The 13,517-nt window shown below is 44.8% G+C and carries 7 protein-coding genes, 2 tRNA genes and 3 rRNA genes; 5 read left to right on the top strand and 7 right to left on the bottom strand.

Features of this window, described 5'->3' with window-relative positions:
• Nucleotides 1–186 precede the first annotated feature (186 nt).
• A complete protein-coding gene (sodA, locus tag ACWPW6_RS00300) occupies nt 187–813 on the bottom strand; it encodes a superoxide dismutase [Mn] (RefSeq protein ID WP_154621863.1) in 627 nt (208 codons plus the stop codon).
• A gap of 442 nt (nt 814–1,255) precedes the next feature.
• Between sodA and acs the strand changes: the two genes are divergently transcribed.
• From acs to actP, 3 genes are all read left to right on the top strand, one after another.
• The gene (acs, locus tag ACWPW6_RS00295; protein WP_249999570.1) at nt 1,256–3,211 is read left to right on the top strand and encodes an acetate--CoA ligase; all 1,956 of its coding nucleotides are present in this window, start codon (nt 1,256–1,258) and stop codon (nt 3,209–3,211) included.
• A 67-nt stretch (nt 3,212–3,278) separates the two neighbouring features.
• Entirely contained in the window at nt 3,279–3,590 is a 312-nt protein-coding gene (locus tag ACWPW6_RS00290; protein ID WP_154621865.1) for a DUF485 domain-containing protein, read from the top strand.
• Nucleotides 3,587–5,236 carry a cation/acetate symporter ActP gene (gene actP, locus ACWPW6_RS00285; protein ID WP_154621866.1) on the top strand — a complete coding sequence of 550 codons (1,650 nt, stop codon included), beginning with the start codon at nt 3,587–3,589 and terminating at the stop codon, nt 5,234–5,236. Before ACWPW6_RS00290 ends, actP begins: the two co-directional genes overlap by 4 nt.
• Nucleotides 5,237–5,356: 120 nt before the next feature.
• Here the strand turns inward: actP and ACWPW6_RS00280 are convergent, their stop codons facing one another.
• On the bottom strand, nt 5,357–5,785 hold the full coding sequence (locus ACWPW6_RS00280; RefSeq protein WP_154635690.1) for a hypothetical protein: 429 nt from the start codon (nt 5,783–5,785) through the stop codon (nt 5,357–5,359).
• Between the two features lie 654 nt (nt 5,786–6,439).
• On the opposite strand from ACWPW6_RS00280, the gene ACWPW6_RS00275 reads away from it, so the two are divergent.
• Nucleotides 6,440–6,562: a hypothetical protein gene (locus ACWPW6_RS00275; protein WP_276525013.1), complete on the top strand. Its 123-nt coding sequence runs from the start codon at nt 6,440–6,442 to the stop codon at nt 6,560–6,562.
• Between the two features lie 67 nt (nt 6,563–6,629).
• Here the strand turns inward: ACWPW6_RS00275 and rrf are convergent.
• The 5 genes from rrf to ACWPW6_RS00250 all read right to left on the bottom strand — a co-directional run bounded on the left by rrf (nt 6,630) and on the right by ACWPW6_RS00250 (nt 12,165).
• Nucleotides 6,630–6,745 (bottom strand): 5S ribosomal RNA (rrf, locus tag ACWPW6_RS00270).
• 119 nt (nt 6,746–6,864) lie between these two features.
• A 23S ribosomal RNA gene (locus ACWPW6_RS00265) occupies nt 6,865–9,950 on the bottom strand.
• A gap of 324 nt (nt 9,951–10,274) precedes the next feature.
• Nucleotides 10,275–10,350: transfer RNA gene (locus ACWPW6_RS00260), tRNA-Ala, on the bottom strand.
• A 132-nt stretch (nt 10,351–10,482) separates the two neighbouring features.
• Nucleotides 10,483–10,559, bottom strand: a tRNA-Ile gene (locus ACWPW6_RS00255).
• A 66-nt stretch (nt 10,560–10,625) separates the two neighbouring features.
• Nucleotides 10,626–12,165 (bottom strand): 16S ribosomal RNA (locus ACWPW6_RS00250).
• The 16S, 23S and 5S rRNA genes sit together here with 2 tRNA genes alongside, the layout of an rRNA operon.
• A 634-nt stretch (nt 12,166–12,799) precedes the next feature.
• Between ACWPW6_RS00250 and ACWPW6_RS00245 the strand changes: the two genes are divergently transcribed.
• Entirely contained in the window at nt 12,800–13,498 is a 699-nt protein-coding gene (locus ACWPW6_RS00245) for a FadR/GntR family transcriptional regulator (RefSeq protein WP_249999569.1), read from the top strand.
• Nucleotides 13,499–13,517: the final 19 nt, after the last annotated feature.

Here is a 13,517-nt window from a genome sequence, read left to right as displayed (position 1 = left end):
AGACACCAGATGAAATAGAATATCAATATATTAGCCGTATTGATGAGACTGATTATGAATAAAACAAAAAAAATTAAAACGAGACAATACTGAGATTGGTAGGGAAAAGAAGAGGCTAAAAAACAAAAAGGCGCAGCCCTTAAAATAAAGAGCTACGCCAGATAAGTCGTGAATCAAATAAGTAAATTATTTGGTTTTCTCAGCGAAGCGTTTAGCCGCTTCATCCCAGTTCACTACAGACCAAAATGCTTTGATGTAGTCAGGGCGACGGTTTTGGAATTTCAGGTAATAAGCGTGTTCCCATACATCCAGACCAATGATTGGGTAGCCTGAAGTACCAGAAATGGCTTCACCCATCAGAGGGCTATCTTGGTTAGCGGTAGAAACGATAGCCAGTTTGCCGTCATCTTTCAGTACTAGCCATGCCCAACCGGAACCGAAACGAGAAGCAGCTGCTTTTTCAAACTGCTCTTTGAATGCATCAACACTACCAAAATCACGCTCAATAGCCGCTTTCAGCTCGCCACCAAGCTCAGTACCTAATTTCAGGCCTTTCCAGAACAAAGTATGGTTTGAGTGCCCACCAGCATTGTTGCGAACAAAAGTACGTTGATCAGCAGGAACTTTATCCAATTGTTGGATCAGATCGTCGATGTCTAAGTTAGCGAGTTCCGGTAATTTTTCTAACGCAGCATTAGTGTTGTTCACATACGTTTGATGATGCTTAGTATGATGGATTTCCATGGTTTGCTTATCAAAATGTGGTTCCAACGCATCATAAGCATAAGGTAAAGCAGGTAATGTATAGCTCATTGTATTTGTCTCCAGTGACTTGTTGACATATACCTCTATATCTCTCACTCAGTACCATATCTCTCACTCAGTACCAAGACACATAGGGTATACACTTCATAAACTTCACACCTTGTGAATCAATCTTAATTATAGTTATTTTACTGTTAATGAAAATCATTATCAAACCCATGATATTTATATGGTCTTTCTCATCAACTATCATTGGTGATTTATTTAGCAACTAATACCAATATCACCCTACTTTGTTTTTCTTTAATTTTACCTTTTCACATATAATTAGATGATTAATCCAATTGGCGATTTCGCATCAAATGATAATCCTGTTAAATTCATTACAATTAATACGTGATCTCCCACTCAAAAGAAAAACAAATTTATATTTCCTGCTTTAGTTAACCATTTTTTGACATAGTATTAACATCTGCAAGGAGATAAAAATATGACTCAAATAACTAAGCATCCCGTTCCTGCTGAAATTGCAGAAAATGCCCTGATAAACGAGCAACAGTACAACAATGAGTATCAACTCTCTATTCAAGACCCAGAAAAGTTTTGGGGAGAGAAAGGGAAGGTTGTTGATTGGATTAAGCCGTATACCCGAGTAAAAAACACCTCCTTCGATCCTGGCCATATCAGCATTCGCTGGTTTGAAGATGGCACCCTTAACTTAAGCGCTAACTGTTTAGATCGCCATCTGGCAGATAAAGGCGATCAGACCGCCATCATTTGGGAGGGTGATGACCCCTCCCAATCAAAAAATATCACTTATCGAGAACTGCATCATGATGTAAGTCAGTTCGCTAATGTGTTGAAACAGCAAGGTATTCGTAAAGGCGATGTGGTCGCTATTTACATGCCGATGGTCGTTGAAGCCGCAGTCGCCATGCTCGCTTGTGCTCGCATTGGTGCAATTCATACGGTTATTTTTGCAGGCTTCTCCCCAGAAGCGGTATCAGGCCGTGTTATCGACTGTAAGGCAAAACTCATCATTACAGCGGATGAAGGCTTACGTGCTGATCGCGCTATACCGCTGAAGAAAAACGTTGACGATGCATTAACCAATCCAAACGTCACAACCGTTGAAAACGTGATTGTCTACCGTCGTACCGGAAATGTACCGAGTTGGGTAGAAGGGCGTGATCTATGGTGGCATGACGTAACGAAAGGTGTCAGTGCAGACTGTCCACCTGAAGAAATGAATGCCGAAGACCCGCTATTTATTCTGTATACCTCGGGTTCAACAGGTAAACCTAAAGGGGTTCTGCATACAACAGGCGGCTATTTAGTCTATGCAACACTGACGTTTAAATATACTTTCGACTATCACCCTGGTGAGGTTTATTGGTGTACTGCCGATGTAGGTTGGGTAACAGGCCATAGCTACCTGCTATATGGTCCATTATCTAATGGTGCAAAAACCTTGATGTTTGAAGGTGTACCTAACTACCCTGCTGTAAACCGTATGAGCCAAGTAGTTGATAAACACAGCGTTAATATTCTTTATACTGCTCCAACCGCTATCCGTGCTCTCATGGCTGAAGGCGATAAAGCTATTGAAGGCACTCATCGTCGTTCATTGCGTATCCTTGGGTCTGTAGGCGAACCTATCAACCCAGAAGCTTGGGAATGGTTCTATAAGAAAATTGGTGATAGCCGCTGTCCAATCGTTGATACATGGTGGCAGACCGAAACGGGTGGCTTTATGATCACTCCGCTTCCGGGTGCAACAATGCTAAAACCTGGCTCAGCAACATTACCATTCTTTGGTGTTCGTCCTGCTCTTGTCGATAACCTAGGAGAACCGCTAGAAGGTGCGACAGAAGGTAACCTAGTTATTGTTGACTCATGGCCTGGCCAAGCTCGTACCTTATATGGTGACCATGAGCGCTTTGAACAAACCTATTTTTCAACGTTTAAAGGTATGTATTTTAGTGGTGATGGGGCTCGTCGAGATGAAGACGGCTATTTCTGGATCACCGGTCGTGTAGATGATGTATTGAATATTTCTGGTCACCGCTTAGGTACCGCTGAAATTGAATCGGCATTAGTCGCACACCCGAAAATTGCAGAAGCTGCCGTTGTCGGCATCCCACATAACATTAAGGGGCAAGCGATCTACGCTTATGTCACCTTAATTTCAGGGGAAGAACCTTCACCAGAGCTGTATACCGAAGTCCGTAACTGGGTACGTAAAGAAATCGGCCCAATCGCGACGCCAGATGTTCTACACTGGACGGATTCGCTTCCGAAAACCCGCTCCGGTAAGATCATGCGCCGTATCCTACGTAAAATCGCATCCGGTGATACCAGTAACTTAGGAGATACCTCCACACTGGCAGATCCAGGTGTTGTCGAAAAACTACTCGAAGAAAAACAATCAATGAGTATGTCATAAGCCTGAGGGTCGCCTTTATGGCGACCTTACATACATTCCAATAAGACGATAACAGAGGAGAACTCTGATGAATGCTACTGCTTATCAAGAGGTAGAGAATAACCCTCGTTTTAAAGAATTGGTAAGGAAACGTGGTCGATTTTCATGGTTGTTGTCAGCTATCACACTAATATTGTATGTCGGTTTTATCTTTCTTATTGCATTTAACCCAAGTTGGCTTGGAACACCTATCACCGAAGGCTCTTATATCACGCGAGGTATACCTGTTGGTGTAGGGCTCATCGTCATCTCTTTCCTGTTAACTGGCCTATATGTTATTCGGGCAAATGGTGAATATGACCGCTTAACGGCTGAAATCCTAAAAGAGGTGCAAAAATGATAAAAATTATTCCCCTTATCCTACTTTTTGCCTCTTCAGCCGCATTCTCAGATGCGCTGACAGGCGATGTTGAGCGACAGCCTGTGAATATCCAAGCCATTATCATGTTCTTGTTATTCGTTGGATTCACCCTCTATATCACTTATTGGGCATCAAAAAGAACTCGCTCTCGTTCGGATTACTATACTGCTGGCGGTAAAATTACCGGTTTCCAAAATGGTATGGCTATCGCGGGTGACTTTATGTCCGCCGCATCCTTCTTAGGCATTTCTGCGCTTGTGTATACCTCAGGCTATGATGGATTAATCTATTCCATCGGTTTCTTAATCGGTTGGCCAATTATTCTGTTTCTCATTGCTGAGCGCTTACGTAACCTCGGTCGTTATACTTTTGCTGACGTAGCCTCATATCGACTAAAACAAAGACCAATACGGATTTTATCTGCTGTCGGTTCACTGGTCGTTGTTGCACTTTACCTTATTGCTCAGATGGTTGGTGCAGGAAAACTGATTGAACTATTGTTTGGTTTGAATTACCACATTGCCGTCGTTATTGTCGGGATCTTGATGGTGCTATACGTTCTGTTTGGCGGGATGCTCGCCACAACATGGGTGCAAATTATCAAGGCAATCCTATTATTATCAGGCGCAACATTCATGGCTATCATGGTTATGAAACATGTTGGCTTTAATTTCAACACGCTATTTAAAGAAGCGGTAGAAATACATGGCAATGGCCTTTCTATTATGAGCCCAGGGGGATTAGTCTCTGATCCTATATCTGCGTTATCACTTGGCTTAGCATTGATGTTCGGTACAGCGGGCCTTCCTCATATCATCATGCGTTTCTTTACGGTCAGCGATGCAAAAGAAGCACGTAAGAGTGTTTTCTATGCTACTGGTTTTATTGGTTACTTCTATATTTTAACCTTTATTATCGGCTTCGGTGCGATTGTACTTGTCAGTGCAAACCCTGAATTTAAAGATGCAGCAGGTAAACTGATCGGCGGCACCAATATGGCGGCAGTACACCTTGCAAACGCTGTTGGAGGAAACTTCTTTCTCGGCTTTATTTCCGCCGTCGCATTTGCCACCATATTAGCCGTTGTAGCAGGATTAACTCTTGCTGGCGCCTCTGCCGTTTCACATGACCTTTACGCAATGGCAATAAAAAATGGTAAAGCGAATGAAAAAGATGAGCTACGTGTCTCTAAAATCACTGTCGTCATTTTAGGGTTTGTCGCTATCGGCTTAGGTATTTTATTCGAGAATCAAAATATCGCCTTCATGGTAGGACTCGCATTCTCTATCGCGGCAAGCTGTAATTTCCCTATTATTCTACTTTCCATGTATTGGAAAAACTTAACGACACGTGGAGCCTTAGCGGGTGGATGGCTTGGCCTACTGACAGCGGTTATATTGATGATTTTAGGGCCGACAATTTGGGTCAGCATCCTACATCATGAAAAACCAGTTTATCCTTATGAATACCCTGCATTTTTCTCTATGATCGTTGCATTTGTCGCTTCATGGCTATTCTCTGTAACTGATAACTCAGAACAAGGAAAAATGGAAAAAGAACGTTTCAGAGAGCAATTTGTTCGTTCACAAATTGGTTTAGGTATCGAACAAGGTAAATCACACTAACGATATAGAAACCCAATACCCTAGAAAGATAGACAATAAGCAAAGCGGCTCATAATGAGCCGCTTTTTTATCAGCTAGCTAAATTTTATAACGTGGCGTATTGTCGTTAAAAATAATTAGTTACTTAGAATAAGTGGCTTTTTCTATTTGAACCCATTCACTCACTTGTTCAAGAAAATTAGCAGGGTTATTTTTTGATTCTATTTTTAAATTTTCAAACTCATTTTTATTATTCGGAATATACATTGATAATAGATTACCTAATACGGTTTTTTTATTAGCAAATTTACGGCCAATCTTAAACGTCTTATACAACATAGCTGCCAAAGCAGCGCTGATAGCCAAAATTCCAACTATAGAGACTAAACTATAATCAATGTGTAGCAATTTACGTAGTTCATTGAGCAACAAAAAGGGCGTAAAAAACATAACAAGTAAAGATAGAATAACTGCACCATCCTGCCCATTATTAAACTCATGCTCTTTTTGCTTACTAACAGCCACAATATGGCTGAATATCTGGCTATTGGCTGATCTTATATTTTTCATTTTTCCCACCTTAACAAATGAGAACATATTGTGCGTAGTAAAAATCTTTCGTAACACCGAGTTAAGTTACTTATTAGTAGTATATATTTAACTTTTTGCAACATCAATTTAACATTAGTTATCTATTTTTATAGGGTATTATCTTTAAATTAAAGAAAGAATAAGAGCAGTAAGCAGAAATGGCATAAGATCAATAAACTGAATGACTTTTACTTTATGAGTTGATTTTATTGATATTATTAGTTGTCGTATTTTAATAAAAGATGCAGAAAAAAACGCTTTAAACGACTGATTCATTCTTTAAATTAATTAATTTTCAAAAATTTAATTGTTAAAGTGTTAAAACTTACTTATAGATCGCTAAATTATTATCGATACTCAATAAATATTCGTCTCCTTCTATGGTCAGAATAATAAAAAACCATCTTCAACAAGAATGAGCTAAAGGTCGTCAATGACCTCTACCGCTATTTGACTCTCCCCTAACAGCCTCTGAGGCCAGAGCTTATAAGCTAGCGAGTTATTTACCTATAAGTTGATGAGATGGATATCGAGTACTCAGTATGATAAAGCGATCTAAACCATTATGTTATTTAGATACCGATTGCGATTCATAAAAATAAACACCAGTCATCCTATAAAATGGTACCAACCATGAAAATAAGTCGAATAGTGAGCCATTCCTTTATCTCTACTCAATGTATTGGCTATCAATATGCGGTTCGCTGGTGCAGGATTGGTGAGGAAGTGCCGTGGATGGGGTTGGTGGTGACATGATAAAACGGTATCACATCCCCCAAACGCAAAAAAGCCACCCATCGGGTGGCTTTCTCACTAATTTGATGTCTGGCAGTTCCCTACTCTCACATGGGGAGACCCCACACTACCATCGGCGCTACGGCGTTTCACTGCTGAGTTCGGCATGGGGTCAGGTGGGACCACCGCGCTATTGCCGCCAGACAAATTCGGTTTTTGTTCCCGTCGGCTTCCACCAACCAGAACAGCAATCTTGAACAAGCTAATTTCTCGCACTCTGTGTGCGCTTCACAACGTTCTCTCTAAAACACCTTCGGTGTTGTCAGGTTAAGCCTCACGGTTCATTAGTACTGGTTAGCTCAACGTATCGCTACGCTTACACACCCAGCCTATCAACGTCTTAGTCTTAAACGTTCCTTTAGGACCCTTAAAGAGTCAGGGAAGACTCATCTCAAGGCAAGTTTCCCGCTTAGATGCTTTCAGCGGTTATCTCTTCCGCACTTAGCTACCGGGCAGTGCCATTGGCATGACAACCCGAACACCAGTGGTGCGTCCACTCCGGTCCTCTCGTACTAGGAGCAGCCCCTTTCAATCTTCCAACGCCCACGGCAGATAGGGACCGAACTGTCTCACGACGTTCTAAACCCAGCTCGCGTACCACTTTAAATGGCGAACAGCCATACCCTTGGGACCTACTTCAGCCCCAGGATGTGATGAGCCGACATCGAGGTGCCAAACACCGCCGTCGATATGAACTCTTGGGCGGTATCAGCCTGTTATCCCCGGAGTACCTTTTATCCGTTGAGCGATGGCCCTTCCATTCAGAACCACCGGATCACTAAGACCTACTTTCGTACCTGCTCGAGCCGTCACTCTCGCAGTCAAGCTGGCTTATGCCTTTGCACTAACCGCATGATGTCCGACCATGCTTAGCCAACCTTCGTGCTCCTCCGTTACTCTTTGGGAGGAGACCGCCCCAGTCAAACTACCCACCAGACACTGTCCGCACCCCAGATGATGGGGCCACGTTAGAACATCAAACATTAAAGGGTGGTATTTCAAGGTTGGCTCCATGCAGACTGGCGTCCACACTTCAAAGCCTCCCACCTATCCTACACATCAAGGCTCAATGTTCAGTGTCAAGCTATAGTAAAGGTTCACGGGGTCTTTCCGTCTTGCCGCGGGTACACTGCATCTTCACAGCGAGTTCAATTTCACTGAGTCTCGGGTGGAGACAGCCTGGCCATCATTACGCCATTCGTGCAGGTCGGAACTTACCCGACAAGGAATTTCGCTACCTTAGGACCGTTATAGTTACGGCCGCCGTTTACTGGGGCTTCGATCAAGAGCTTCTCCTTACGGATAACCCCATCAATTAACCTTCCAGCACCGGGCAGGCGTCACACCGTATACGTCCACTTTCGTGTTTGCACAGTGCTGTGTTTTTAATAAACAGTTGCAGCCAGCTGGTATCTGCGACTGGCTTCAGCTCCATCCGCAAGGGACTTCACCTAGCGCCAGCGTGCCTTCTCCCGAAGTTACGGCACCATTTTGCCTAGTTCCTTCACCCGAGTTCTCTCAAGCGCCTGAGTATTCTCTACCTGACCACCTGTGTCGGTTTGGGGTACGATTAATGATAATCTAGAGCTTAGAGGCTTTTCCTGGAAGCGGGGCATGAGCTACTTCGCCACCGTAGTGACTCGTCATCAGACCTCAGCATGTAGTGAACCGGATTTGCCTAATTCACCTGCCTACATCCTTAAACCGGGACAACCGTCGCCCGGCCAGCCTAGCCTTCTCCGTCCCCCCATCGCAATTATCACCAGTACAGGAATATTAACCTGTTTCCCATCGACTACGCATTTCTGCCTCGCCTTAGGGGTCGACTCACCCTGCCCCGATTAACGTTGGACAGGAACCCTTGGTCTTCCGGCGTGCGGGTTTTTCACCCGCATTATCGTTACTTATGTCAGCATTCGCACTTCTGATACCTCCAGCATGCCTCGCAGCACACCTTCACAGGCTTACAGAACGCTCCCCTACCCAACAACATTTACATGTCGCTGCCGCAGCTTCGGTGCATGGTTTAGCCCCGTTACATCTTCCGCGCAGGCCGACTCGACCAGTGAGCTATTACGCTTTCTTTAAATGATGGCTGCTTCTAAGCCAACATCCTGGCTGTCTGAGCCTTCCCACTTCGTTTCCCACTTAACCATGACTTTGGGACCTTAGCTGGCGGTCTGGGTTGTTTCCCTCTTCACGACGAACGTTAGCACCCGCCGTGTGTCTCCCGTGATAACATTCTTCGGTATTCGTAGTTTGCATCGGGTTGGTAAGTCGGGATGACCCCCTAGCCGAAACAGTGCTCTACCCCCGAAGATGAGTTCACGAGGCGCTACCTAAATAGCTTTCGGGGAGAACCAGCTATCTCCCGGTTTGATTGGCCTTTCACCCCCAGCCACAAGTCATCCGCTAATTTTTCAACATTAGTCGGTTCGGTCCTCCAGTTAGTGTTACCCAACCTTCAACCTGCCCATGGCTAGATCACCGGGTTTCGGGTCTATACCCTGCAACTTAATCGCCCAGTTAAGACTCGGTTTCCCTACGGCTCCCCTATACGGTTAACCTTGCTACAGAATATAAGTCGCTGACCCATTATACAAAAGGTACGCAGTCACCCCATCCTCAAATGTCCCGCTTGTCTTTGCGGCCAATCTTGCCCGATTTTTTAACTTCCGCTGCTCGTGTACTTCTATGTACACTGCGCTGCGGCTTGAAAAAATCAGCCAATCTTGTTTGCAAATCCTGCGCTGTTCTTGTGGTGGTTGTTTAAACCCTCACTCAATTGCCGAGGCACTTGAGTGATGGGGCTCCCACTGCTTGTACGTACACGGTTTCAGGTTCTATTTCACTCCCCTCGCCGGGGTTCTTTTCGCCTTTCCCTCACGGTACTGGTTCACTATCGGTCAATCAGGAGTATTTAGCCTTGGAGGATGGTCCCCCCATATTCAGACAGGATAACACGTGTCCCGCCCTACTCGTCGAGTTCACAACACCAACACCTTCGGATACGGGGCTATCACCCTTTACTGCCGGACTTTCCAGACCGTTCTCCTGATGCTGATGCTGATTAAGACTCTGGGCTGCTCCCCGTTCGCTCGCCGCTACTAGGGGAATCTCGGTTGATTTCTTTTCCTCGAGGTACTGAGATGTTTCAGTTCCCTCGGTTCGCCTCGTTTGACTATGGATTCATCAAACGATAGTGCAACGAATTGCACTGGGTTTCCCCATTCGGACATCGTCGGCTATAGCGGTTCATATCACCTTACCGACGCTTTTCGCAGATTAGCACGTCCTTCATCGCCTCTGATTGCCTAGGCATCCACCGTGTACGCTTAGTCGCTTAACCTCACAACCCGAAATTGTTTCAACGATCACCTAACTGTCATGGCTGTGCGTGGTGAAATTCTTTGTTGCGCGGTGCTCGTCATGCTCACGTACCCATGTACGCTGCGCTGACTGCGCTCCTACGCCGCGAATTTCACACTGCTCGCTCATGCCACTCGTTTGAATGACCGAAAATTTCAGGTTTGAAATTTTGAGAGACTCTCACATTGTTTAAGCGATAAACAATGTGCGTTGTTTCAATTTTCAGCTTGTTCCAGATTGTTAAAGAGCATAATTATTCGCAATAGACTATAACTAATCTATTCTGAATAATTCAAAAGTATTATGGTGGAGCTAAGCGGGATCGAACCGCTGACCTCCTGCGTGCAAGGCAGGCGCTCTCCCAGCTGAGCTATAGCCCCATAACAGGTTTATCAGTATCGTCTTTTCTTTAATCAAGAAATTAAAAGCCAAATCGAATTTAGACAAGGCATAACTTGGCGACGTTTACGCGGGTAAACGAGCTAAGTTATAACGCAGTATTAATTCGATTTTGGTAGGCCTGAGTGGACTTGAACCACCGACCTCACCCTTATCAGGGGTGCGCTCTAACCACCTGAGCTACAAGCCTATTGATACCGTTGACTCTATTTCATCAGACAATCTGTGTGAACACTTCACAAGAACACTTCAATGGTAAGGAGGTGATCCAACCGCAGGTTCCCCTACGGTTACCTTGTTACGACTTCACCCCAGTCATGGATCACAAAGTGGTAAGCGCCCTCCCGAAGGTTAAGCTACCTACTTCTTTTGCAACCCACTCCCATGGTGTGACGGGCGGTGTGTACAAGGCCCGGGAACGTATTCACCGTAGCATTCTGATCTACGATTACTAGCGATTCCGACTTCATGGAGTCGAGTTGCAGACTCCAATCCGGACTACGACGTACTTTATGAGTTCCGCTTGCTCTCGCGAGGTCGCTTCTCTTTGTATACGCCATTGTAGCACGTGTGTAGCCCTACTCGTAAGGGCCATGATGACTTGACGTCATCCCCACCTTCCTCCGGTTTATCACCGGCAGTCTCCTTTGAGTTCCCGACCGAATCGCTGGCAACAAAGGATAAGGGTTGCGCTCGTTGCGGGACTTAACCCAACATTTCACAACACGAGCTGACGACAGCCATGCAGCACCTGTCTCAGAGTTCCCGAAGGCACCAAAGCATCTCTGCTAAGTTCTCTGGATGTCAAGAGTAGGTAAGGTTCTTCGCGTTGCATCGAATTAAACCACATGCTCCACCGCTTGTGCGGGCCCCCGTCAATTCATTTGAGTTTTAACCTTGCGGCCGTACTCCCCAGGCGGTCGATTTAACGCGTTAGCTCCGGAAGCCACGCCTCAAGGGCACAACCTCCAAATCGACATCGTTTACAGCGTGGACTACCAGGGTATCTAATCCTGTTTGCTCCCCACGCTTTCGCACCTGAGCGTCAGTCTTTGTCCAGGGGGCCGCCTTCGCCACCGGTATTCCTCCACATCTCTACGCATTTCACCGCTACACATGGAATTCTACCCCCCTCTACAAGACTCTAGCTGACCAGTCTTAGATGCCATTCCCAGGTTAAGCCCGGGGATTTCACATCTAACTTAATCAACCGCCTGCGTGCGCTTTACGCCCAGTAATTCCGATTAACGCTTGCACCCTCCGTATTACCGCGGCTGCTGGCACGGAGTTAGCCGGTGCTTCTTCTGTCGGTAACGTCAATCGTTGATGATATTAGCATCAACGCCTTCCTCCCGACTGAAAGTACTTTACAACCCTAGGGCCTTCTTCATACACGCGGCATGGCTGCATCAGGCTTGCGCCCATTGTGCAATATTCCCCACTGCTGCCTCCCGTAGGAGTCTGGGCCGTGTCTCAGTCCCAGTGTGGCTGATCATCCTCTCAGACCAGCTAGGGATCGTCGCCTAGGTGAGCCATTACCCCACCTACTAGCTAATCCCATATGGGTTCATCCGATAGCGCAAGGCCCGAAGGTCCCCTGCTTTGCTCCTTAGAGATTATGCGGTATTAGCCACCGTTTCCAGTAGTTATCCCCCTCTATCGGGCAGATCCCCATACATTACTCACCCGTCCGCCGCTCGTCAGCGGGAAGCAAGCTTCCCCTGTTACCGCTCGACTTGCATGTGTTAGGCCTGCCGCCAGCGTTCAATCTGAGCCATGATCAAACTCTTCAATTAAAAGTAGTCTGATGCTCAAAGAATTAAACTGTTTATCAATTCGCTTCTGTTCGGCTAACATTGTCGGCTTCGCTGCGCTTTCCTCGCCGTACCTCAGTACTGTCTCGGAAATGCTCACTCGCCTTCGCGTTATCCTTCCACAATCGAATTGCACATTGTTAGTTCATATATGAATTAACGTGTTAGTCACTCTTCAAGACTTAAAATCAAATATTTTTTTGATAGTGTCCTGTGAGTGCCCACACAGATTGTCTGATAAATTGTTAAAGAGCGTTGCGACTTTATCTTTCGATATTAACCGTTTAGGTTGTTGTCGCGAGGTGTCGTATACTACGTTTTTCTGTCAGAAAGTCAAGTGATTATTTTCAACTTTTTCTCTCTTTTTCACCTCAGTCATCACGAGGGTTTCTTTTTCAACCTGACCACCGAAGCGGTTTGTCGTGACAACGGATGCGCATTATAGGGAGTCAGAAAATTCTGGCAACCCTTATTTTGCATTTTCTTTTCGTTCGCGCTTTTTTTCACCAAAACGGTGAAAATTCAACTAAAACAGCGGTAGAATTGATTATTTCAGCAGCAATTATTCGTTAACTCACGTAATATAATCGCTTAAGGTTATGTATTGGAATCAATTATGGAATTTAGTGAGCAGCAAACAGCTTCGCAAAAGAACCTTTCTTATCTCATTGCTGAACAACTAGGACAAGAGATATTGAAAGGAACGTATTTACCTAGCGCTATACTACCGAGTGAAGCGGAGTTATCTGACAAATTCCAAGCCAGTCGCACTGCAATAAGAGAAGCCGTTAAGATTCTCGCTGCAAAAGGCATGCTACTTGCTCGCCCTAGGATAGGAACAAGAGTAATGCCTTCCTCTCATTGGAATTTTTTGGATCAAGATCTACTAAAATGGTGGATAAACAGCGATGAACAAGACGTTGTGATAAAACATTTCCATGTAGTGCGACTCGCAATTGAACCACAGGCTTGTTACTTTGCTGCACAACATACCACAGGTGAACAAACGAAATTACTCAAATTATTGGCTAATGAAATGCAATTATTAGCGAAACAATTTGATAGGCAACGTTGGATAGATGTTGATCATCGCTTTCACTTATCTATATATGAAGCTTGTGCAAATCCATTTCTGATTTCTTTTGCCAATTTATTCCGTTCTGTTTATCAGTTTTATTTTGATGCTATTACTGAAAATGACGTTATTGAAGTCGAAACTCATCAACAACTGGCAAATGCCATAATAAAAGGTAATAGCGCCAAAGCGTTTGATCTCTGCTATAAGTTATTAACTATCACAGGGAAAAATATCTAACACGATAACTTTCTATGTT

The organism is Providencia sp. Marseille-Q8014 (assembly GCF_965112055.1).
This window is presented reverse-complemented; position numbering and strand designations above follow the sequence as displayed.